This window comes from Collimonas fungivorans Ter331 (assembly GCF_000221045.1).
Classification (GTDB): Bacteria; Pseudomonadota; Gammaproteobacteria; order Burkholderiales; family Burkholderiaceae_D; genus Collimonas; species Collimonas fungivorans_A.
In genome coordinates, this window is sequence record NC_015856.1 from 3,486,376 (window position 1) to 3,508,810 (window position 22,435).

At 62.6% G+C, this 22,435-nt stretch carries 23 protein-coding genes; 12 read left to right on the top strand and 11 right to left on the bottom strand.

Annotated elements, in window-relative coordinates:
• Nucleotides 1-45: 45 nt before the first annotated feature.
• From xylB to pmbA, 7 genes are all read right to left on the bottom strand, one after another.
• A complete protein-coding gene (xylB, locus tag CFU_RS15220) occupies nucleotides 46-1,518 on the bottom strand; it encodes a xylulokinase (RefSeq protein ID WP_202946156.1) in 1,473 nt (490 codons plus the stop codon).
• Nucleotides 1,519-1,556: 38 nt separating this feature from the next.
• Entirely contained in the window at nucleotides 1,557-2,546 is a 990-nt protein-coding gene (locus CFU_RS15225; RefSeq protein ID WP_238531475.1) for a LacI family DNA-binding transcriptional regulator, read from the bottom strand.
• Between the two features lie 82 nt (nucleotides 2,547-2,628).
• On the bottom strand, nucleotides 2,629-3,516 hold the full coding sequence (locus CFU_RS15230; RefSeq protein WP_238531476.1) for an ABC transporter substrate-binding protein: 888 nt from the start codon (nucleotides 3,514-3,516) through the stop codon (nucleotides 2,629-2,631).
• Between the two features lie 132 nt (nucleotides 3,517-3,648).
• Nucleotides 3,649-4,635, bottom strand: coding sequence for an ABC transporter permease subunit (locus tag CFU_RS15235; protein WP_041743553.1), 987 nt, complete (start codon nucleotides 4,633-4,635; stop codon nucleotides 3,649-3,651).
• 64 nt (nucleotides 4,636-4,699) lie between these two features.
• On the bottom strand, nucleotides 4,700-6,247 hold the full coding sequence (locus tag CFU_RS15240; RefSeq protein ID WP_014006932.1) for a sugar ABC transporter ATP-binding protein: 1,548 nt from the start codon (nucleotides 6,245-6,247) through the stop codon (nucleotides 4,700-4,702).
• An 87-nt stretch (nucleotides 6,248-6,334) separates the two neighbouring features.
• The gene (locus CFU_RS24570) at nucleotides 6,335-6,556 is read right to left on the bottom strand and encodes a hypothetical protein (RefSeq protein WP_148264855.1); all 222 of its coding nucleotides are present in this window, start codon (nucleotides 6,554-6,556) and stop codon (nucleotides 6,335-6,337) included.
• Nucleotides 6,557-6,673: 117 nt separating this feature from the next.
• Complete coding sequence (gene pmbA, locus CFU_RS15245; protein WP_014006933.1) at nucleotides 6,674-8,038, bottom strand: metalloprotease PmbA; 1,365 nt, start codon at nucleotides 8,036-8,038, stop codon at nucleotides 6,674-6,676.
• 76 nt (nucleotides 8,039-8,114) lie between these two features.
• Between pmbA and yjgA the strand changes: the two genes are divergently transcribed.
• The 4 genes from yjgA (at nucleotide 8,115) to CFU_RS15265 (ending at nucleotide 11,067) form a co-directional block, all read left to right on the top strand.
• Nucleotides 8,115-8,717 carry a ribosome biogenesis factor YjgA gene (gene yjgA, locus CFU_RS15250; protein WP_014006934.1) on the top strand — a complete coding sequence of 201 codons (603 nt, stop codon included), beginning with the start codon at nucleotides 8,115-8,117 and terminating at the stop codon, nucleotides 8,715-8,717.
• Complete coding sequence (gene mog / locus CFU_RS15255) at nucleotides 8,704-9,321, top strand: molybdopterin adenylyltransferase (protein WP_014006935.1); 618 nt, start codon at nucleotides 8,704-8,706, stop codon at nucleotides 9,319-9,321. Before yjgA ends, mog begins: the two co-directional genes overlap by 14 nt.
• A 66-nt stretch (nucleotides 9,322-9,387) precedes the next feature.
• Nucleotides 9,388-10,353 carry an MBL fold metallo-hydrolase gene (locus tag CFU_RS15260; RefSeq protein WP_041742138.1) on the top strand — a complete coding sequence of 322 codons (966 nt, stop codon included), beginning with the start codon at nucleotides 9,388-9,390 and terminating at the stop codon, nucleotides 10,351-10,353.
• Nucleotides 10,354-10,398: 45 nt separating this feature from the next.
• Nucleotides 10,399-11,067, top strand: a complete 669-nt coding sequence (locus CFU_RS15265) for an alpha/beta hydrolase (protein ID WP_014006937.1) — start codon at nucleotides 10,399-10,401, stop codon at nucleotides 11,065-11,067.
• Nucleotides 11,068-11,195: 128 nt separating this feature from the next.
• Here CFU_RS15265 and CFU_RS15270 read toward each other — a convergent pair whose 3' ends face one another.
• Both CFU_RS15270 and CFU_RS15275 read right to left on the bottom strand, forming a co-directional pair.
• Entirely contained in the window at nucleotides 11,196-11,393 is a 198-nt protein-coding gene (locus tag CFU_RS15270; RefSeq protein WP_014006938.1) for a heavy-metal-associated domain-containing protein, read from the bottom strand.
• Nucleotides 11,394-11,506: 113 nt separating this feature from the next.
• Entirely contained in the window at nucleotides 11,507-12,112 is a 606-nt protein-coding gene (locus CFU_RS15275; RefSeq protein WP_041742139.1) for an amino acid synthesis family protein, read from the bottom strand.
• Between the two features lie 200 nt (nucleotides 12,113-12,312).
• Between CFU_RS15275 and CFU_RS15280 the strand changes: the two genes are divergently transcribed.
• The 6 genes from CFU_RS15280 to CFU_RS15305 all read left to right on the top strand — a co-directional run bounded on the left by CFU_RS15280 (nucleotide 12,313) and on the right by CFU_RS15305 (nucleotide 19,028).
• On the top strand, nucleotides 12,313-14,739 hold the full coding sequence (locus CFU_RS15280; RefSeq protein WP_041742140.1) for a heavy metal translocating P-type ATPase: 2,427 nt from the start codon (nucleotides 12,313-12,315) through the stop codon (nucleotides 14,737-14,739).
• A 4-nt stretch (nucleotides 14,740-14,743) separates the two neighbouring features.
• Nucleotides 14,744-15,133, top strand: a complete 390-nt coding sequence (gene cueR, locus CFU_RS15285; RefSeq protein WP_041743554.1) for a Cu(I)-responsive transcriptional regulator — start codon at nucleotides 14,744-14,746, stop codon at nucleotides 15,131-15,133.
• Nucleotides 15,134-15,236: 103 nt separating this feature from the next.
• Nucleotides 15,237-15,629, top strand: coding sequence for a hypothetical protein (locus CFU_RS15290; RefSeq protein WP_041742141.1), 393 nt, complete (start codon nucleotides 15,237-15,239; stop codon nucleotides 15,627-15,629).
• 129 nt (nucleotides 15,630-15,758) lie between these two features.
• A complete protein-coding gene (locus CFU_RS15295) occupies nucleotides 15,759-17,174 on the top strand; it encodes a TolC family protein (protein ID WP_041742142.1) in 1,416 nt (471 codons plus the stop codon).
• 33 nt (nucleotides 17,175-17,207) lie between these two features.
• Complete coding sequence (locus tag CFU_RS15300; RefSeq protein ID WP_014006944.1) at nucleotides 17,208-18,599, top strand: multicopper oxidase family protein; 1,392 nt, start codon at nucleotides 17,208-17,210, stop codon at nucleotides 18,597-18,599.
• Nucleotides 18,600-18,641: 42 nt separating this feature from the next.
• The gene (locus CFU_RS15305; RefSeq protein WP_081466486.1) at nucleotides 18,642-19,028 is read left to right on the top strand and encodes a copper-binding protein; all 387 of its coding nucleotides are present in this window, start codon (nucleotides 18,642-18,644) and stop codon (nucleotides 19,026-19,028) included.
• 83 nt (nucleotides 19,029-19,111) lie between these two features.
• Here the strand turns inward: CFU_RS15305 and CFU_RS15310 are convergent, their stop codons facing one another.
• A complete protein-coding gene (locus CFU_RS15310) occupies nucleotides 19,112-19,678 on the bottom strand; it encodes a glycine zipper 2TM domain-containing protein (RefSeq protein ID WP_041742143.1) in 567 nt (188 codons plus the stop codon).
• Between the two features lie 320 nt (nucleotides 19,679-19,998).
• Here CFU_RS15310 and CFU_RS15315 point away from each other — a divergent pair, with 320 nt between their 5' ends.
• Nucleotides 19,999-20,346, top strand: a complete 348-nt coding sequence (locus CFU_RS15315) for a copper-binding protein (protein WP_014006947.1) — start codon at nucleotides 19,999-20,001, stop codon at nucleotides 20,344-20,346.
• Nucleotides 20,347-20,364: 18 nt separating this feature from the next.
• Here the strand turns inward: CFU_RS15315 and CFU_RS15320 are convergent, their stop codons facing one another.
• Entirely contained in the window at nucleotides 20,365-20,874 is a 510-nt protein-coding gene (locus tag CFU_RS15320) for a hypothetical protein (RefSeq protein ID WP_041742144.1), read from the bottom strand.
• A 210-nt stretch (nucleotides 20,875-21,084) separates the two neighbouring features.
• On the opposite strand from CFU_RS15320, the gene argA reads away from it, so the two are divergent.
• Entirely contained in the window at nucleotides 21,085-22,395 is a 1,311-nt protein-coding gene (gene argA / locus CFU_RS15325) for an amino-acid N-acetyltransferase (protein ID WP_041743556.1), read from the top strand.
• Nucleotides 22,396-22,435: the final 40 nt, after the last annotated feature.

Genomic DNA, 22,435 nt, shown 5'->3' on the forward strand with positions numbered 1-22,435 from the left:
GAATGCAATAGGAATGCAAAGTTTGGTTAAAGTTCAGCCGTAGGTTCAGCCATGTAAAGCGTGCGCTGCTGCGAACAGGTCGCGGAATTTCCGGTAACGCTCTTGCAGCATCTCCTGCTGCCCGGCGGCCGGCACGAAGCGCGCCTTGACCGGCATGCCGAGCCCTGGCAGATCGCGGCCGCGCCCATACGCCAGGAAACCCAGCTTGGCGGCGCCGATGCAGGCGCTGAGTTCGCTGCCGGACAAGGTGCAGATTTCGCGGTCGAGGATGTTCGCCAGCAGTTGCGCCCAATAATTGCTGCGGGCGCCGCCGCCGACCAGCGAGCATGTGCTTACCTCGGCGCCCGCCGACTGTACCGCGGCCATCGCATCGAGCAGGCCGAAACCGACGCCTTCCAGCACCGCGTAACCAAGCATCGCCGGCGTCGTCTCATAAGCAAGATTCATGAAACCGCCGCGCAGCAGCGGATCGTTGTGCGGAGTGCGCTCGCCGGCCAGGTAAGGCAGGAACAAGGGCGTCGCCGCAGGCACCGGCTGGCCCAGCGGCACCTGCTCCTGCGCCAGCTGCAGCAGGGCCTGCTCATTGACCTGCCCCAGCAGCTGGGTGACCCAGCGCAGGCAACTGGCGCCGGCCAGCATCGCACCCATGGTGTACCAGCGCTGCGGCAGCGCGTGGCAGAAGCTGTGCACCGCGCTGGCCGGGTTGCCGGCCACATGGTCGGTAATGGCGACCACGGCGGCGCTGGTGCCCAGCGTGACAAACGCCTGGCCAGCCTCGATCGCGCCGATGCCGACCGCCGATACCGGATTGTCGCCGCCGCCGCCGGCCACCAGCACCGTCGACTGCAGCGCCAGCTGCGACGCGGCGGCAGCGCACAGGTCGGCCGCAGCCGCGGAGCCTTCCACCAGGCGCGGCATTTGATGCCGTTCAAGTCCGGTGGCTTGCAGCATGGGTTCGAACCAGTCGCGCCGGCGCACATCCAGCCACAGCGTGCCGGCGGCGTCGGAGACATCGCTGATGCGCTCGCCGGTCAGCCGCAGACGCAGGTAGTCCTTGGGCGACAGCACGCAGGAAATCCGGTTGAACAATTGCGGCTCATGTTCGCGCAGCCATAGCAGCTTGGGCGCGGTCAGGCCGGCCATCGGCAGGCTGCCGGTGATACCGGCGAAATCGGGGTGCTCGCGCTCCAGCCATTGCGCTTGCGCCAGCGCGCGCGAATCGTCCCACAGGATCGCCGGGCGCAGCACCCGGTCGTTCTGGTCCAGCAGTACGGCTCCATGCATCTGCCCCGACAAGCCTATGCAGCACACCCTGGCGTAGGCGTCCGGCTGCTGCTGCCGCAATTGATGCAGGCCCGCCAGGCAGGCTTGCCACCAGTCTTCCGGATCCTGTTCAGACCAGCCGGCCTGCGGCCGCGAGATGGCCAGGCGCACCCCTGTATGCGCCAGCACGGTGCCGCTCTCATCCAGCAAGACCGCTTTCAGTTCCGACGTGCCGAGATCTATCCCGAGTGATATGGGACTACTCATAGATATCCGTTTCTAATAAAAATGGTTCAAAGACAGCCGCAGGAATTACGCACACGCAGCGTGGGCGCCAGCCGCACCGTCTGCTTCTTGCCGTCCGGCGCCTCGATCCGCTTCATCAGCAGCTTGACCGCGCGCGTGCCCAGTTCCTTGACCGGCTGCGCCATCACGGTCAGGCGCGGAATGAAAAAATCGGCCCAGTCGAAATCGTCGAAACCGACCAGCGCAATCTGCTCCGGCACATCGACCTTGGCGTCGCGCAAGGCATGCATGGCGCCGATGGTCATCAGGTTGTTGGCCGCCATGATGGCGGTCGGCGGCGCTGCCAGCGTCAGCAGCCGACGGGTCGCCAGCCGCGCCGGTTCGCTGCTCGATTCGCCGCTGACCAGCAACGCCGGGTCGAAGCGCAGGCCGGCGGCGTCCAGCGCGGCGCGGTAGCCTTCAATCCGCTCATCGGTGGTAGTCAGGCCGGGGCTGCCGGAAATCAGCGCGATTCGCTTGTGTCCGTGTTCGATCAGGTGGCTTACCAGGTCCTGCGAGGATTTTTTGTTTTCCACCCCGACCTGGTCGAAACCCTGGGCCACCAGGCGGTCCACCAGCACCGCCGGGATGTCGTTGGCGCGCAGGTATTCCAGCGCCAGGTGCTGCGGATCGGCGGACGGCGCCAGCAGGATGCCGTCGACCCGGCGGTGGTGCAGCGCCTTGACCGCGCGCAGCTCCTGGTCCGGATCGTCGCGGGTATCGACATACAGCATCATGATGCCGTGCTTGGCGCATTCGGTTTCGATGGCGTGCACGGTTTCACTGAAATAATGGTTGGAGAGCGCGGAAATCGCCACGCCTATGGTGTTCGATGTCGAGCGCGCCAGCGAGCGCGCCAGGGTGTTGGGGATGTAGCCGAGCGCCTGGATCGCCGCTTCCACCGCACGCACGGTAGCCGGGCTCACCTTGCGGGTGCCGTTCAAGACATGCGAGACCGTCGAAGTCGAGACCTTCGCGATTCTTGCGACATCATCCATCGTAGCCAATTGTGTCCCCTATTTTTTGTGCTCTAGAACGGCGGCTGCCGACAACATGACTCCGGCAGCCGCCTGGTCCACATCAGCGTTGGCTGGACCAGCCTTTATAAGTAGCCACATTATCATGAGTAATCAGCACCGGCGCCAGCAAAACGACCGGCTTGGCGGGACGTTTGCCGTTCAGGATGTCATAACCGATGGCCACCGCATCCTGCGCCTGGGCCCATGGGTCCTGGCTGGACGAGGCCTGGATCGAGGTGCCGGCCTTCAGCGCCGCTTCGATATCCGGTGCGCCGTCGACCGAGGTGATGATGATGCCGCTGCGCTTGAGCTGCTTGGCGGCGAGATCGCTGCCGATCGCCTGCGGATCGTTGATGGTGAACAGGCCGTCGATTTTCGGGAAGCGCGTCAGATAGCCTTGCATGGCGTTCAGGCCGCCTTCGCGCGAACCCTTGCCGTCCTGGTCGTCGGATAGCACCTTGATGCCGGGCGCGGCGGCGAACACGGCTTTGCAGCCTTTGACTCGGTCGGTGACGGCAGTCACTTGCGGTCCGTTCTGGATAATCACGTTGCCCTTGCCGCCCAGCTTGTCGACCAGGTATTTGCAAGCCAGCTTGCCGGCTAGCTCATTGTCGGTCTGCACCGTAGCATCGACGCCCTTGGCGCCGACATCCACCGCCACCACCACGATCCCCGCCTTCTGCGCTTTCTTGATGGCCGGTTCGATGGCGACCGGATCGGTAGCGTTCAGCAGGATCAGGTCGACCCCGGCTGAAATGAAATTGTCGATCTGCGTAAACTGCTTGCTCAGGTCGTAGTCGGCCGATACCGCGGTGACCTTGACGTTGGGATTGATCTGCTGGGCTTTTGCCTTGGCGCCGTTGGCCAGCGTCACGAAATAAGGATTGCCGAGCGAACCGACGGTGATGCCCACCGCTTTCAGTTCACGCGCCTGCACCACGCCCGACATGGTCAAGGCCAGCGTCAGCGGAAGTATTGCGGCCATAGCGAATTTTTTCATCATGCTTGATCTCCTGTTGCCGGTCATATGGAAATCCGGGCGCAACGACCAGCTTGCTGCACCCGGCGGTCTATAAATAGGTTAAGTACGCGCGCCCGATTGCCGGTAGCGATCCAGCGCCACCGCACCGATGATCACGATGCCCTTGATGATGTATTGCCAGATGTCGGACACGCCCAGCAGCACCAGGCCGTTGGTCAGCACCGCGATGATCAGCGCGCCGACCAGGGTGCCGCCGATGGAGCCGACGCCGCCGGTAAAGCTGGTGCCGCCCAGGATCACCGCCGCAATCGCATCCAGTTCGTAAGACTGCCCCAGCTGCAGGCCGTTGGCCGCGGACAGGCGCGACGCCGTCATCACTGCGCCCAGGCCGGCCAGCAGGCCCGATACCGCGTAGACGAACAGCAGCACCTTCCACACCTTGATGCCCGACAGGCGCGCCGCCTCATGATTACCGCCGACTGCGTAGATCTGCACGCCGATCACCGTGCGACGCAGGATGAACCAGGAAACCGCCACCACCAGCAAGGCGATGATCACCAGCCAGGGCACGCCCAGCACCGAATCGTTGCCGATGAAGGCGAACGGCAGTTCGGCGTTGAACACGGTCTTGTCATCCGCCAGCAGGCGCGCCAGGCCACGCATCGCGGTCAGCGCGCCGAGCGTGACGATAAACGGCGGCAAGCGCATGAAGGCAATCAGGACGCCGTTGGCCAGCCCCAGCAGCAGGCCGAAGCCGATGCCGGCGGCGATCCCCAGCATGCCGAACTGCGGCGACAGCGACGCCAGCATCGCCACCACTGCCGACGCCGCCAGGATCGCGCCGACCGAAAGGTCGATGCCGGCGGTCAGGATGACGAAGGTCATGCCGGCCGCCAGCACGATATTCACCGACGCCTGCTGGGTGATGATCGACAGATTCTGCACCGTGAAGAAGTTTTCGCTCATCAGGGCGAAACCCAGCACCAGCAACAGCAGCACCGGCAGCATGCCGACCGTGCGCAACAAACCGCGCAGCTGCTCGCGCTTGCCGATGGTCTCGGCCGTGATCTTGCTACTTGCTTCCATGATATTTGTCTCCTTGCTGTTCTGATTCATGATTACCGCCTAACGTGCTCAAACCGCCTGCCGATCAAGCAGCCTGCGGCTGGACCTGCTGCGCGCCGGTCGCCAGTTCGATAATGTTTTCCTGGGTGATTTCGCGTCCGGAATGCCCGCCCAGCTCCGCCACCAGCTCGCCTTCGCGCATCACCAGCACCCGGTCCGAAGTGCCGACGATTTCCGGCAGTTCACTGGAAATCACCACCACGCCGATGCCGGCCTGGGCCAGTTCGTTGATGATGCGGTAAATCTCCGACTTGGCGCCGATGTCGACCCCGCGCGTCGGCTCATCCAGGATCAGCACATGCGGCTTGATTTCCAGCAGGCGCGCCAGCAATACCTTCTGCTGGTTGCCGCCGGACAGCGCGCCGACATTGATGTTGGGAGAAGCGACCCGGATCGCCAGCGACTTGATGGCGGCGCTGGCGCGTTGCGCGCCGCGGCTGCGGTCCAGCACGCCGCCGTAGCTGGCGTCCGGCACGCAGGCGCAAACGTTGATGTTGTCGCGCACGCTCATGTCCAGGAACAGGCCTTGCGACTTGCGGTCCTCGGTCAGGTACACCACGCCGGCGCGGATCGCGTCGACCGGACCGCGCAGCGCCGCGACCGCCTTGCCGGCCACTTCCAGCGTGCCGGAAATGCGCGGATCGGCGCCAAAGATCAGGCGCGCCAGCTCGGTACGGCCGGCGCCGACCAGGCCGGCGATGCCCAGCACCTCGCCCGCATGCAGGTCGAAGCTGCAGCCGCGCACCCGTTTGCCGTCAGCCATGTCGCGCACCCGCATGACCACATTGCCAGGATCGTAAGGCGCATGTTCCTTCTTGTAGAAGCCGGAAAGGTCGCGCCCCACCATCATTTTCACCAGCGCTTCGGCCGACAACTCTGCGCGCGCCAGCATACCGACGTGCTTGCCGTCGCGCAATACCGAGACCTTGTCCGACAGTTCGTAGATTTCCGCCATGCGATGGCTGATGTAGACGATCGCCAGCCCTTCCTGGCGCAGCTGCCGGATCAATGCGAACAAACGGTCAGTCTCGCGCGAAGACAGCGGCGTCGTCGGTTCGTCCATCACCAGGATCCGCGCGTGGGCATGGATCGCGCGTGCAATCTCCACCAGCTGGCGTTCGGCGATCGACAGGGTGCTGATCTTGGTCTGCGGCGTGAATTCAGCGCCCAGGCGTTTCAAGACATCGACACAGCCCGCCTCCATCGCCCTGCGGTCGACGCTCCAGCCGCGTTTCAGCTCGCGCCCCAGGTAGATGTTCTCGGCCACGCTCAGGTTGGGGCACAGGCTCAGTTCCTGGTAGATCACCGCCACGCCGTGTTCCTTGGCGGCGCCCGGACCGTAGCTGGCCACGCGCCGGCCGTCGATGCGGATCTCGCCGCCGGCATCGGCCTGGTGGGCGCCCGACAGCACTTTCATCAGGGTCGACTTGCCGGCGCCGTTCTCGCCCATCAAGGCATGGACTTCGCCGGCATACACGGTCAGGTCGACCTCTTTCAGCACCCGCAAGCCGCTGAAGGTCTTGGAGATGCCGCGCATCTCGAGGATTGGCGTGGCGCCTGCTTCAGGTTTCATGGATAACCCCTTGTTTTGACTGATCGATCAGTTTTTTAAAAACTTATCGAATCGATGAGCAACTTGTGTGACCGGATAAGAATTTTTTCAGGAAAACCAAGGAAGAGCCGCTGCCACCAACATTCTTGGCGTGAGCGATCGCTCAATATCAAATCTTGATTCCAGTGCGAAGCAAAGGCCTGGCGCCTTGCCGGGATGCGGGATTTTCATTTGTCTCCTTGCGTCTTTTATCTTTACCTGGGCCGCGCCGAAATACGATTTGCGACCTGATTTGCGATCAATATTAGTGGAAAGCAAGCGCTTGCGCAAGCGCTTGCTTTTTTTGATATCCAGACAATACAAGCGATGAGGACAAAAAAACACCTCCACGAAGGAGGTGTCGGATACCGGTTAAAACCGCCCATGCAGGCGGCGGGATACCTGCGGTCAGTTGCCTGCCACGGTCATGCTCTCGATCAATACCGAGCCGGTCTGCTTGGTGCCGCGGATCAGCGTATCGGCGCCGATGGCGACGATCTGCGCCAGCATGTCTTTCATGTTGCCGGCAATCGTGATTTCCTCCACCGGATACTGGATCACGCCCTTCTCCACCCAGTAGCCGGAAGCGCCGCGCGAATAATCGCCGGTGACGTAGTTGACGCCCTGCCCCATCAGCTCGGTCACCAGCAGGCCGGTATCGAGCTTTTTCAGCATCGCCTTGAAGTTGTCCGAGGATTTGGTCAGCGAGGAGGTAATGCTCAGGTTATGCGAGCCGCCGGAATTGCCGGTGGTCTTCATGCCCAGCTTGCGCGCCGAGTAGGTCGACAGGAAATAGCCCTGCACCACGCCATCCTTGACCACGTCGCGGCGCTGGGTCTTGACGCCCTCCTCGTCGAAAGGGGCGGAACCGACCGCGCCGATGACATGCGGGTCTTCCACGATCTGGATATGCGGCGCAAACACCGATTTGCCCAGGGTATCCAGCAAGAAGGTCGACTTGCGGTACAGCGCGCCGCCCGACACTGCCTGCACGAACGCCCCCAGCAGGCCGGCCGCCAGCGGCGCCTCGAACAGCACCGGGCATTTGCGGGTATCCAGCTGGCGCGCGTTCAGCCGCGCCAGCGCGCGCCCTGCAGCGTAACGACCGATCGCTTCCGGCTTGGCCAGCTGCTTCGCATCGCGCATCGACGAATACCAGTCGTCGCGCTGCATGTTGCCGCCTTTGCCGGCGATAGGCGCCACCGAAATGGTATGGCGCGAAAACGGATAGCCGCCCATGAAACCGCGCGAATTGGCGCTGACGAAATGCGATTGCTGGGCGTAGACGCCGGCGCCTTCGCTGTTGGTGATGCGCTTGTCGACGGCAAATGCTGCCGCTTCGCAACGTTTTGCCAATTCGACAGCTTCTTCCGCCGAAATCAGCCACGGCGAGCACAGCTTCAAATCCAGCGGATTCATTTCCAAAGTATCAACATCCGGCAGGCCGGCGCAATCGTCTTCAGCCGTGAAACGGGCGATGTTATAGGCCGCTTCGACCGTATCCTGCAGGGCTTTGGCCGAAAAGTCGGAAGTGCTGGCATTGCCGCGCCGGGTATGCCTCTCCTCGCCCAGGTAGACGGTGACGCCCATGCCCTTGTCCTTGTTTTGCTCGATCGTCTCGACGCTGCCCTTGCGCACGCCCACCGACAAACCGCTGCCTTCGCTGATTTCGACGGCGGCGCCGGAAGCGCCTTTTTCCCGCGCATAACGCAAGACATCCTGCGCCAACTGTTGCAATTGCTCTTGACTATGGATAAATACGGAGTCGCTCATGGGTCGGTTTTCTTTGAATAAGGTATAAAACGGTTATCATAGCAGTCGTTTACAGTATGGAAGTACCCTTAACATCATGCCAAATCCCAATCGGGGCTCCTGCGGCTTTCAGTCCAGCGAGTTCGAACAAGAATACGACCGTCCCTCCAAGTCCCAGCTCAAGCGCGAGATGACTGCGCTGCAGAAGCTCGGCGAAGAGCTGATCGCCGAGTCGCGCGACCGCGTCAAGCGCGTGCCGATGCCGGAAGATGTGCGCGACGCCATCCTCGAATGCCAGCAGATCAAGGACCACGAAGGACGCCGCCGCCAGACCCAGTATGTAGGCAAGAAGATGCGTACGCTGGAGCCGCACGAAATCGCCGAAATCCAGAAAACCCTGGACAGCTGGAGAGGCCTCTCCAAAGCCGACACCGCCGCCATGCACGCGCTGGAACGCCATCGCGACCGCCTGCTGAAGAATGACAGCGCGCTGACCGAACTGCTGGCGCAGCATCCGGAACTGGATGTGCAGCATGTGCGCACCATGATCCGCAACGCGCGCAAGGAACAGGCCGAGAACAAACCGCCGAAAGCCTATCGCGAAATTTTCCAGCTGCTGAAAGAGCTGCAAAAATCGTCGGGCAACCAGGACGACGACATCGACGCCGAAGACGACGACGAGCAAGATGAGCACAATTAATCCGGCGCCGGCCGCGAACCTGAAAATCGGCCTGGTGTCGATTTCGGACCGCGCCAGCACCGGCGTCTACCAAGACCAGGGCATCCCTGCCCTGCAAGACTGGCTGGCGGCTGCGCTGAGCACCCCATGGCAAGTCGAAACCCGCCTGATCGCCGACGAGCGCACGCTGATCGAACAAACCCTGGTCGAGCTGGTGGACCAGCAGCATTGCGACCTGGTGCTGACCACCGGCGGCACCGGCCCGGCGCGGCGCGACGTGACGCCGGAAGCGACGCTGGCGGTGGCGACCAAGGAAATGCCAGGCTTCGGCGAACAGATGCGGCAGATCAGCCTGCAGTTCGTGCCGACCGCAATCCTGTCGCGGCAAGTCGCGGTGATCCGCGAAAGCGCCGGCCACGCGGCCCTGATCCTGAACCTGCCAGGCCAGCCGAAGGCCATCAAGGAAACCCTGGAAGGCTTGAAAGACGCCGACGGCAAACAGAAGGTGTCCGGCATCTTCGCCGCCGTGCCCTATTGCATCGACCTGATCGGCGGTCCCTACATCGAAACCAATGAAGCGGTATGCAAGGCGTTCCGGCCGAAATCGGCGATCAAGCCAGCTTAAGCGCGCTGCGCCACATCGTCCTCGAACAGGATGCTTAGCAACTGCTCCTGAAGGGAAAAACAGACAATGAATAAACCTCGCTCCCGTGCCTCGCGGCGTGACTTCATGCGGCTCGCGCTGGCCGCGGGCAGTGCTGCCGCGTTGCCCTGGCCGCCCGCAGCGCAAGCGCAGACGGTTGCCGCCGGCAAGGGCACGCAACTGATCCTGCTCGGCACCAAGGGCGGACCGACGCCGTCCGCATTGCGTGCGGCGCCGGCCAATGTGCTGCTGGTGGACGGCCAGCCGTATGTCGTCGACTGCGGCAACGGCGTTGCCTTGCAGCTGACCAAAGCGGGCGTCAGGCTGCCGCAGATACGCGACATTTTCCTGACCCACCAGCACTCCGACCACAACGCCGACCTCGGCAACCTGGTGTTCCTGGCCTGGGCCACCGGGCTGGCGACTCCCGTGCATCTGTACGGGCCGCCGGGAATGCGCCAGATGATGGACGATTTTGTCCACATGAACGCCATCGACATCGCCACCCGCATGCAGGAAGAAGGCCGGCCGCCATTACGCCCCTTGATCAACACCCACGAATTCGACGGCCCGCGCGTGGTCATGGAAAACGACCAGGTAAAGGTGACCGCCGCCCTGGTCGACCACTACACGCTCAAGCCCACCTTCGCCTATCGCTTCGACACCAGGGACCGCTCGGTGGTTTTCTCTGGCGATACCGCCTACAACGAGAACCTGATCCAGCTGGCCAAGGGCGCCGACGTACTGGTGCATGAAGTGATGTACCTGCCGGCGCTGGAGAAGCTGATGAAGACCGTCGACAACGCGCCTACCCTGCTCGACCACCTGGTCAAGAGCCATACCAGCACTGCCCAGGTCGGCAAGGTGGCGGCGCGCGCCGGCGTCAAGACGCTGGTGCTGAGCCACTTCGTGCCGGGCGGCGATCCGGCGATCAGCGACGACATGTGGTCGGCCGAGGCGCGTCGGCAGTTCAGCGGCGAAATCATCGTCGGCAAAGACCTGATGGTAATCTGACGCCATTCTCAAAATTTCCATCCATCTTTCTATCCGGACCATCCCATGTCAAGCACCCTCGAAACCCTGGAAATCTCTACCTCCGAAACGCCGACAGCAGCCGTCATCTGGATGCACGGCCTCGGCGCCGACGGCTCCGACTTTGTCCCTATCGTGAAAGAGCTGGACCTGGGCGGCTGCCCCGGCATCCGCTTCGTGTTCCCGAGCGCGCCGGCGATCCCGGTGACCATCAACAACGGCTACGTGATGCCGGCCTGGTACGACATCCTCACCACCGACCTGATCCGGCGCGAAGACGAAGCCGGCCTGCGCAAATCGCAAACCGAAATCGAAGCGCTGATCGCCCAGCAGATCGCGCTCGGCATCGCTGCCGACAAAATCGTGATCGCCGGTTTCTCGCAAGGCTGCGCGATGGCGCTGCAAACCGGTTTGCGTTATCCGCAGAAACTGGCCGGCCTGATGTGCCTGTCCGGCTACCTGCCGCTGAGCGACAAGACTGAAGCGGAACGCCATGCCGCCAACCAGCACACGCCGATCTTCCAGGCGCATGGCCGCGGCGATCCGGTGGTGCTGATCGACCGCGCCGAAAAATCACGCGACTTGCTCAAGCAGCTGGGTTACCAGGTTGAATGGCATGAATACATGATGCCGCATTCGGTGTGCGCGGAAGAAGTCGCGGATATCGGCAACTGGCTGCGCCGCGTGCTGGCCTGACATGCCTCGGTAGGGTGGGCACCTTGTGCCCACGCGTGAATTGACTCTAGCTACATACCTATTTCCGTGCTGCGCGGGTTTGCACTCCGGTTATCTCGGTCACGCGTGGGCACAAAAACGTGCCCACCCTACGCTGTCTGCGGTGTATAACCGGCATCCCTGATCGCTTCGGCCAGTTCACCTGCAGTCGCAGTGCTCTCAACCGAGACCGTGCGCCCTTCTATCCTGATCTCCACCTTGGCGCCGGCATCCACGCCGTTGATGGCTTTGGTAATGCGGCCGGCGCAGTGGCCGCAGGTCATGTCCTGCACATTGAATTCGATCATTTCCGTTTGCTCCGTTGGTTACCTGATTCAACTATAAACCTTCCTATCATGGCAAGGTCAAGCACCAACCAACAATAAATAACCGGGATCCACTGCCGGCCGCCGCAAGCCGTTTAGTTCAAACCGTTCTTGCCTTCGATTTCACTGGCTTTCAGACCGCCCAGGCGCGCATGCAGGCGGCCGCGGGTCGCCACGGCGAACGCCACCACGACTTCATCTGCGTTCGGCGCATCGAAGAACTGGGTGGTGACGGTGTCGTAATGCGAAGGCACATACAAGGCATTCTTGTGCGCCAGCGGGATATCGAGCTCAGTGCCCGGTACACCGCGCTTGCCGGACGACGGAATCCAGGCCTTGCCGCCGCCGATGGCTTCGCGGATCGGCATCACCATGGCTGGCGTCAGGAAGGCGTTGCCGTGTTCGTATTCGCCGCCGATGCCGACGATGCAAGCCTTGCCGTAGCTTTCCACCTGGTCCTGCCCCAGCGCGGCGACAATGCGGCGGCCGAACTCATGGCCCAGCGCCGGCGAATTGGCCAGGATCAGGTCCAGGCTGTCGCTGAAACGGCCGGCGTAGGGGTTGTGGATAGCCGCGGCGATCACGATCTTGCGCAGCAGGCTGCCGTCGGCCAGCACGCCGCTTTCATTGGCCAAGGTGTCGTCGATCTGGGTGTACCACTTGCGGATATGGTAATTCTCGAAATTGGCTGGTTTGGTCATGATGTCTTTTGGCAAGTTAATGAGGAAAATTCCTTGGACAGGCATCCTAACTTGCCGCTGCCCCTTGCCGTATAGCGCATTGCGTATATGCGGTAGAGCTTTTGGCAGTGCAAAAGACAGGCTGTTAAAATTGTGCTTGACCTTCCCATGATGGGAAGGTGAATCATACAGCCATCACCACTCTTCAAGCCGAGCCCATCATGAGCAGCACCAGCGCAGTCCAGGCGACCGAATTCCAGCTTCCGATAGACGGCATGAGCTGCGCATCGTGCGTATCCCATGTCGAAAAGGCCTTGCGCAAGGTAAGCGGCGTGCGCGAAGTCAGCGTCAACCTGGCGACTGAGCTGGCGACCGTGCAGGCCGATGGCGCCACCACCATCGCGCCCCTGGTCGCCGCCGTGGAAAAAGCCGGCTACCAGGTCAGGCAGCAGGAAGTCACGCTGGATATCGAAGGCATGAGCTGTGCTTCCTGCGTCAGCCGGGTCGAGAAGGCCTTGCTCAAAGTGGCCGGCGTGCAGACCGTGGCGGTCAACCTGGCCAGCGAAAAAGCTACCCTGGGCACCGCGGGCGTGGTGCCGGTCGACAAGCTGATCGCCGCAGTCAAGGCGGCCGGCTATGAAGCCTCGCTGCCTAAATCCACGCAAGAAGCGGCGGCTGCCAAGAGCGCATGGCCAAGCTGGTGGCCGGTCGCCGCTGCCGCGTTGTTTACCCTGCCGCTGGTGCTGCCGATGCTGGCGATGCCGTTCGGACTGGACTGGGCCTTGCCCGGCTGGGGGCAGCTGGTCCTGGCGACGCCGGTGCAGTTCTGGCTCGGCGCCCGCTTCTATCGCGCCGGCTGGCGCGCGCTGAAGGCCGGCAGCGGCAACATGGATTTGCTGGTGGCGCTCGGCACCAGCGCTGCTTACGGCTTGTCGCTATACCTGTTGCTGGCCGCCGGACATGGCGCCATGGCGCATCTATATTTTGAAGCATCGGCAGCGGTCATCACGCTGGTGCTGCTCGGCAAATGGCTGGAAACCCGCGCCAAGCGCCAGACCGCCGACGCCATCCGCGCCTTGAATGCGCTGCGCCCGGAACGCGCCACGGTGCGGCGCGACGGTATTGACCGCGAAATCGCCATCAGCGCCTTGCAGCTCGGCGATGTGGTGGTAGTGCGCGCCGGCGAACGCATCGCCGCTGACGGCGTGGTGCTGGAAGGACACAGCCAGGTCGACGAATCCCTGCTGACCGGCGAAAGCCTGCCGGTAGAAAAACAGGCGCACGACCAGGTGACCGCCGGCGCCATCAACGGCTCGGGCCTGCTGCTGGTAACCACCACCGCGATCGGCGCCGAAACCACGCTGGCTCGCATCATCCGCATGGTGGAACATGCGCAGGCCGCCAAAGCGCCGATCCAGCGCCTGGTCGACCAGGTCAGCGCGATCTTCGTGCCGGTGGTGCTGCTGATCGCCGCCCTCACCCTGCTGGGCTGGGGCCTGGCCAACGGCGACTGGCAGCAGGCCTTGCTCAACGCAGTGGCGGTGCTGGTGATCGCCTGCCCTTGCGCACTGGGGCTGGCGACGCCGACCGCGATCATGGCCGGCACCGGCATCGCGGCCCGCTTCGGGATTCTGATCAAGGATGCCGAGGCGCTGGAAATCGCCCATCGCATCAGCGTGGTGGCTTTCGATAAAACGGGCACCCTGACGGTCGGCCATCCGGCGCTGCTGGCCTTGTTGCCGAGTGCGCCGTATGCAAGCGACGATTTGCTGGCGCTGGCCACGGCAGTGCAACGCGGCAGCGAACATCCGCTGGCGCGCGCCGTGCTCGCCGCCGCCGAGCAAAAAGGACTACCGGTCACATTCACTGCCAGCAAGGTGCAAGCCGTGGCCGGACGCGGGATACAAGCCAGCGTCGGCGATCGCCAGTGCTACCTGGGCAGTTCGCGCTGGATGCAGGAACTGGGCGTCGACCTTAGTCTTCTGGCGAGCGCAGCCGGGCAGCTGGAAGCCGAGGGCCGCACCGTATCCTGGCTTGCCGCCGGCGCGGATGGAGCGCCGGCGCTGGCCGGCCTGCTGGCCTTCGGCGACGAGATCAAGCCAAGCGCCAAGGCCGCGATCCAGCAATTGCAGCATCTGTCGCTGCGGGTCGCCATGCTGAGCGGCGATAACCAAGGCAGCGCCGGCGCTGTCGGCCGGCAGCTGGGCATCAGCGAAATCCATGCGGAAATCCTGCCGGCCGAAAAAGCCAGGGTGATCACCGGCCTGAAAGCCGGCGCCGCCGTGGTCGCCATGGTGGGCGACGGCATCAACGACGCGCCGGCGCTGGCCGCCGCCGATGTCGGCATCGCCATGTCGACCGGCACCGACGTCGCCATGCAGGCTGCCGGCATCACACTGATGCGCGGCGATCCGGGCCTGGTGGCGGATGCCATCGATATCTCGCGCCGCACTTACAGCAAGATCCGCCAGAACCTGTTCTGGGCCTTTATCTACAACCTGATCGGGATTCCGCTGGCGGCGCTGGGCTACCTCAACCCGGTGCTGGCCGGCGCAGCGATGGCGTTCAGCAGCGTCAGCGTGGTCAGCAACGCCTTGCTGCTGCGCCGCTGGCGGCCCCTGTCCGACAAGGAGAAGACACATGACTAACGCCATGAATATCGGCGACGCCGCACTGGCTTCGGGCGTATCGGCCAAGATGATCCGGCACTACGAAGAAACCGGCCTGATCCCCAAGGCCAGCCGCAGCGACGGCGGCTACCGCACTTATGCCGAGCGCGATATCCACCTGCTGCGTTTTATCCGCCAGGGCCGCCTGCTGGGTTTTTCGATGAAACAGATCGCCGAACTGATCGGCCTCTGGTTGGACCAGTCGCGCCCCAGCAGCAAGGTCAAGCAGCTGGCGCTGTCGCACATTACTGAACTGGATGACAAGATCAAGGAGCTGCAAGCCATGAAGGCCACGCTGGAACAGCTGGCTTGCCATTGCCACGGCGACGACCGGCCGGACTGTCCGATCCTCGAGGGCCTGGCGCAACAATAGCGGCAGCGCCGCATTGTTAGCCCCTTATTTCTGACTTATACTGACGCCCATGTCCCGCCTCCTCAAGATCGCAATCTTATGGCTCCTGGCCTTTGCACTGCCTATGCAAGGCTTTGCATCGTCCGCGATGCTCGATTGCGACGCGGCCCATCAGCCGGCCAGCCAGCACAGCACGCATCGGGCGCAAGGACAGCAGGTTCATCATCATGAACAGCTTGCGGCAAGCCAGCACCATGTTGCCGATGCCTCCCAAGTATCAAGCAACGATTCATCAAGCAACGATTCGCCTGCAGATGATTCCCATCACCACAACGGTGCAGGCAAATGCAGCGCCTGCGCATCCTGCTGCCTGAGCAGCGCCATCAGCGCTCCTGCCGCGCTTGATCCGGTTGCGCTGCTGTCAGCCGGACTGGAAACAGGCGCGCAGCCAGACCAGCAATTCACCGCGTACTTCCCGGAAGGCCTCGAACGGCCTCCGCATTCCCTCGCCATCTGATCCAGGATTGAAGCGCCGGTCCAGGGCCATCGCCGCCTGCAGCCGTAACGCGTAAATCCTGCCGCCGCTTGCGGCGCGCAGTTGCCTGCGTGTCCCGCATTCCATTCGCATTGCATCATCGAGGACATCATGATTTTTACCCTCACTACGAGGCGCGCGATCCGTGCCGCCGCTGTGCTGCTTCCGCTCGTCCTGGCCGGCTGCGCCTCGCTGTCGCAAGACGGCGGCTACTCACCGGTACAGTCGCTGGTCAAGGAACGCAGCGGCCAGGATATCCAATGGGTCAAGTCGGAAGACGACGCCGCCGGCGTCGCCGATACCATCGCACCGCTGCTGGCGAAACCGCTGAGCGTCGACGATGCAGTCAAGATCGCGCTGCTCAACAACAAGGGCCTGCAAGCCAGCTACAGCGGACTGGGCATTGCTGAAGCAGACCTGGTGCAGGCCGGGCGCGTCGCCAATCCGTCGCTCTCGTTCGGCCGCTTGCGCCGCGGCGACGATATCGAAATCGACCGTTCACTGATGCTGCCCGTCATGAGCCTGCTGACCATGCCGTTCGCCAGCAAGATCGAGCGCCGCCGTTTCGAGCAGGCGCAATTGCGCGCCGCCGGCGATGCGCTGGCAGTCGCCGACGAAACACGCCATGCCTATTTCTCTGCCCTAGCGGCGCAGGAAACCGTCAAATACATGGAACAGGTCAAGGTTGCCGCCGAAGCCGGCGCCGAACTGGCGCGCAAGATGGCGGCGGCCGGCAACTGGAGCAAGCTGGAACAGGCGCGCGAACAGTCGTTCCATGCCGACGCCACGGTGCAGCTGGCGCGCGCGGCGCAGGCACAGGTAGCGGAACGCGAAAAACTGACCCGCCTGCTCGGCCTGTGGAGCAAGCAGGCCGCATTCCAGTTGCCGGAGCGGCTGCCCGACCTGCCGAAAGCACCGCAAGAGATCGGCGACATCGAAATGCAAGCCATGCAAAACCGGCTTGACATCATGATGGCCAAGCGCGAGCTGTCCGGCCTGGCCGGCTCCTTGGGGCTGACCAAAGCTACGCGCTTCGTCAACATTCTCGATGTCGGCCTGATGCACAACAACTACAACCAGGGTCCGTCGCGCGAGAACGGCTATTCGATCCAGCTTGAAATTCCCCTGTTCGACTGGGGCGGCGCGCGCGTGGCGAAAGCCGAAGCGCTGTACATGGAAGCCGTGAACCGCTCGGCGCAACTGGCCGTCAATGCCCGCTCCGAGGTGCGGCAAGCATATGCCGCCTATCGCAGCTCGTATGAGATTGCGCGCCACTACCGCGACGAAATCGTGCCGCTCAAGAAACGCATCTCGGACGAACAGATGCTGCGCTACAACGGCATGCTGATCGGCGTTTTCACACTGCTCGCGGACGCCAGGGAGCAAGCCCGCAGCGTCAACGGTGCAATCGAGGCGCTGCGCGATTTCTGGATCGCCGACTCGGCGCTGAAAATGGCGCAAACCGGCCGTTCCTCGACGGCTGCTGACAGCAAACCCGGTGCTTCTATCGTCGCGGCTGCCGACTAATCAACGCTTAATGCAAATACAAGGATAGACATCATGGTGTCACGCAGAAATTTCATGAGCGGCGCAGGCGCCGTCGCCATCGGCGCCAGCCTGGTCAGCCGGGCCGGTGCGGCGATGCTGCCCGAAGCCGTAACGATGACTGCCGCGGCCACGCAGCCACCGCTTTCTCCACCCAATGGGCGGCCCTACAATCCGGTGGTCACCCTGAACGGCTGGACCCTGCCCTGGCGCATGAAGAACGGCGTCAAGGAATTCCACCTGGTGGCGGAACCGGTGCTGCGCGAAATCGCGCCGGGCATGAAGGCCAACCTGTGGGGTTACAACGGCCAGTCGCCCGGTCCTACCATCGAGGTGGTCGAGGGCGATCGCGTGCGCATCTTCGTCACCAACAAACTGCCGGAACATACCAGCGTGCACTGGCACGGCCAGCGGCTGCCGAACGGCATGGACGGCGTCACCGGCCTGACGCAGCCGGGCATCCAGCCGGGCAAGACCTTTGTCTATGAATTCGTCGCAAAACGCCCCGGCACTTTCATGTATCACCCGCATGCCGATGAAATGACGCAGATGGCGATGGGCATGATGGGCTTCTGGATCACTCATCCGAAAGACCCCAGCCAGCACCGCGCCGACCGCGATTTCTGTTTTTTGCTCAACGCCTATGACATCGATCCCGGCAGCTACACCCCGAAAACCAGCACCATGCTCGATTTCAACCTGTGGACTTTCAACAGCCGCGCGTTCCCGGGCATAGACCCGATGGTGTGCAGCCAGGGCGACCGCGTGCGCATCCGCGTCGGCAACCTGACCATGACCAACCACCCGATCCACCTGCACGGCCACGAATTTGTGGTCGCCGGCACCGACGGCGGCTGGACGCCGCCGGCATCGCGCTGGCCGGAAGTCACCACCGATATCGCCGTGGGCCAGATGCGCGCCATCGAATTCGACGCCACCGAACTCGGCGACTGGGCCTTCCATTGCCACAAATCGCACCACACCATGAATGCGATGGGCCATGAGGTGCCGACCATGATCGGCGTCGACCAGCGCGACGTCCTTGCAAAAATCAACCAGCTGGTGCCGGACTACATGGCGATGGGAGAAACCGGCGGCGCCATGGGCGAGATGGAGATGCCGCTGCCGGACAACACCTTGCCGATGATGACCGGCAGCGGCCCGTTCGGCGGCATCGAGATGGGCGGCATGTTCACCACGGTGAAAGTGCGCAAGGGCCTCGCCCGCAACGATTACAAGGACCCTGGCTGGTACAGGCATCCCGCCGGCACCGTTGCCTATGAATGGAAAGGCAGCGACGCATCCATGCCGGCCGCCGCCCGCGCACCGGACGCCGGCGGCATGGCCGCCAGGCCGGGCGAAAAGGTCCTGAAGGTGATCAAGCCTGGTTCGCAAGACAAGCACTAACCAAAGCAATGCGACGCCCTCTTTTAATTGAAAGGAATTTTCATGAAATCCGTTTTGATCGCCTCAACCCTGGCCCTGTCGCTGTTGTCAGCCAGCGCCTTCGCTCATGACGAACATGCACTGCCGCTGCTTATCTCGTTCAATGCGCCGCTCGCAGCTGCCGAAGAATCCACGGCCGCGCCCGAAATCAAGTCCGCTGACGCCGCCGCCGTGTCGAGCGGGGAAGTCCGGAAAATCGACAAGGAGGCCGGCAAGATCACCGTCAAGCACGGCCCATTGGCGAACCTGGGCATGCCGCCGATGACGATGGTTTTCCGGGTGAGCGACCCTGCGCTGCTGGATCAGGTGAAGCAAGGCGACAAGATCGATTTTGTCGCCGAAAAGGCCAATGGCGCATTGACCATCACAAAAATCCAGGCTGCCGAATAAAACTGGCGCGCGCAAAAAAAATAGCCCAGTCGGGCTATTTTTAGAGGATGACGGTCTGCGCGCCGTCAGCGCTTGCTCCAGGATCAGTAGCCGTAGTTCTTGGCAACCGTATTGCCCAGGTAGCCGCCGCCGACCACCCCGGCGACCGTCGCCAGCGTGCGGCCGCGGCCGCTGCCGACCTGGTTCCCCAGCAGTCCGCCGACCACCGCGCCGGTCGCGATTCCCAGCGGGCTGACCTGCGAAACCGGACGGGCCGGTTCAGGTGGGGCCTGGTATTGCGGCGCCGCTGTGTTCTGTGCATACGAAGGGCTGCTGGTGCGATAGACATGGTGCACTACGGTTTTCTGCTTGGGAGCCGCTTCGACCTGGTACCCCGCCACGGCAGGTGCCGCCACCGGCTGCATGTATTGATAGCCGTTCGCGGTCTGTACCAGGACTGGAGCGCCGGTTGCCGGCGCAGCGCCGTTGCCGGCCAGCGGCTGCTGCACTGTTTGTGCGCTGTCCGGGGACTGCGCCGCAGCGGTGTTGCCGCGGGAATTCGGGAGGAACCCGGTAATCGCCGCGATGCCGAGCAGGCTTACCAGGATGACCGAGCCGGCAGCGCCGGCGACCAGTGGGTGCAGACGTGCTGTGGTTGTGCTGGTTTCCATTTGATACTCCTTAAACCGTTGATGTTGAGTTGATTCTATGGAGGAGTTGGCCACCAGGCCATACAGATTGTGTATCAGATGTTTCGAATTGAAACACGGTGTAGTACAACTTCGGCGAACTACAGGCGGCCTCCCAAAAATAGCATTTTGACATTTCGTAACGAGCTGTAAAAAGCCGGTACTTTTATCCCGGCATACCGGAGTATCGATAGCTCAGGCGACGCTTGATAAGCGCCCGGTCGCCCGCATATGTCATTAATCATTCCCGGAAAGCCCTATGCCATCCTAGATCGCATCACGCAGTTTAAAGGACCCCGACCATGCAATACCTGCAGATAATCGTCATCCTCACCACATTGATCGTCGGCCTGCCGCTGACCAGCATGGCCGCCGCCAGCGATGCCACCGAAATGCAGACCACGCCGGCCGACCAGGCCGCGCTGCCGATGGTGAGCGGAGAAATCCTCAAGGTCGAGCCCGGCACCGGCAAGATCACCCTCAAGCACGAACAAATCCCGAATTTCGGCATGCCGGCCATGACCATGCCGTACAAGGCTGGCGATCCGGCCATGCTGGAGCAGTTCAAGCCCGGCGACAAGGTCAGGTTCGCCATCGACAAGGTCGAAGGCACGCTGACCATAGTCAGTCTGGAGCTGGCCAGCCAGTAATCCCCGCAATCGCCGTCCTCAAGGACGGCGATTGACTATCCGGGCTTCCCCCGCTTCACCGTTTTGCTGGATCACCTCCAATGAAACCTGCGCTCCCTTGCGCGGATCATGCTGGAAAGTGACGCGGATTTTCTGCGCCGTCTCTATGCCGGCAAAATCCCTGGGCAAGATCCGGGTCACGGTCGGCAACTCTTCCGAACCGAGCGCAAAAGCGTCGCTTTCGTTCTGCTGCTCCGAAGCGACGTGGCCATTCTTGTAGACGCAGACGATGGCTTGCTTGGGGTCGATGCCATTGCTCATCAGGAAGGAGTCGTTGACCAGGAACAGGGCCGGCGGGATCTTCGCGATATCGATCTGGCTGACGTCGGGCCAGTCGTTCTTGGTGATCACCTTGCCGCCGGGGTAATACTTGGCGACAAACTGGTCGCCCATGCAAGGCAGGTGTTCGGTCGCCGCTTCGGCGTGCTGCAGCAGCTGTTGCACATCCGTCGCTGCAAATTCCACGGTAACGGACGGTGTTGTCATCATATTTGTCATACCCGGATTATCGCATTGCCGCGCTTTGCAGCGCCGAATTTCCGTAGGGTGGGCACCTGTGCCCACGCAGCACTGAAATAAGCATGCACGCAACCTGAATTCACGCGTGGGCACGTTGTGCCCACCCTACGGATGCAATAAAACACTGAATCCCTACAGGCTGTGCGGTGTCCTGTATTTATCCTGTATATAATGTGCGAAATGGAAAATCCCAACGAATTCGTACAATGGCTGCGCTCGGTCGCGCCCTATATCCACGCCTTCCGCGGCAAGACCTTTGTCGTCGCGTTCCCGGGCGAACTGGTCACCGCCGGCGCCTTGCCGGTGCTGGCGCAAGACCTGTCGCTGCTGCATGCGCTAGGCATCAAGGTAGTGATTGTGCACGGCTCCCGGCCCCAGGTTGAAGAACAGCTGGCGCTGCGCAATGTAGAAGCGCGCTTCCACAACGGCTTGCGGATCACCGACATCGCCGCGCTGGAATGCGCCAAGGAAGCCGCCGGCGAGCTGCGCCTGGATATCGAAGCCGCGTTCAGCCAGGGCTTGCCCAACACGCCGATGGCGCATGCCGCGATCCGTATCATTTCTGGCAACTTTGTCACCGCCCGTCCGCTCGGCGTGATCGACGGCGCCGACCTGCAGCTCACCGGCGTGGTGCGCAAGATCGATTACGACACCATCCATCCGATCCTCAACGCCGGCGGCCTGGTGCTGCTGTCGCCGCTGGGTTTCTCGCCGACCGGCGAAGCGTTCAACCTGACCATGGAAGACGTGGCGGTGGCGGCGGCGATTTCGCTGCGTGCCGAAAAACTGATTTTCATCAGTGAAACGCCGCTGATGAAAGACGCCGGCGAGACCGAAATCCGCGAACTGTCGTCGCACCAGGCGCAAGCGGTGCTGGACAGCGGCTGCCTGCCGGCCGACTCCGCCTTCTACCTGCAGCACGCGATCAAGGCCTGTAACGCCGGCGTGCCGCGCGCCCATGTGGTGCCGTTCGCCACCGACGGTTCGGTGCTGCTGGAACTGTTTACCCACGATGGCGTGGGCACCATGATTTCCTACGAAAACCTGGAAAGCCTGCGCGAAGCCACGATTGAAGACGTGGGCGGCATCCTGAAACTGATCGAGCCGCTGGAAAACGACGGCACCCTGGTCAAGCGCGGCCGCGAACTGATCGAACGCGAAATCCACTACTTCTCGGTGATCGAGCATGACGGCGTGATCTTCGGCTGCGCTGCCTTGTATCCGTTCCCGACCGAAAAAATGGCGGAAATGGCTTGCCTCACGGTCAATCCGGAAGTGCAGGCGCAGGGCGACGGCGAGCGCATCCTCAAGCATATGGAAAGCCGGGCCCGCGCTGCCGGCTTCACCAAGCTGTTCGTGCTGACCACCCGCACCTCGCACTGGTTCCTGCGGCGCGGCTTCGTCCACGCCACGGTCGACGACCTGCCCAAGGATCGCCAGCACATGTACAACTGGCAACGGAAATCGCTGGTGCTGATCAAGACCCTATAAAACCGGCGGCAGTCGAACCATCCCCGATTCAACTGATCTT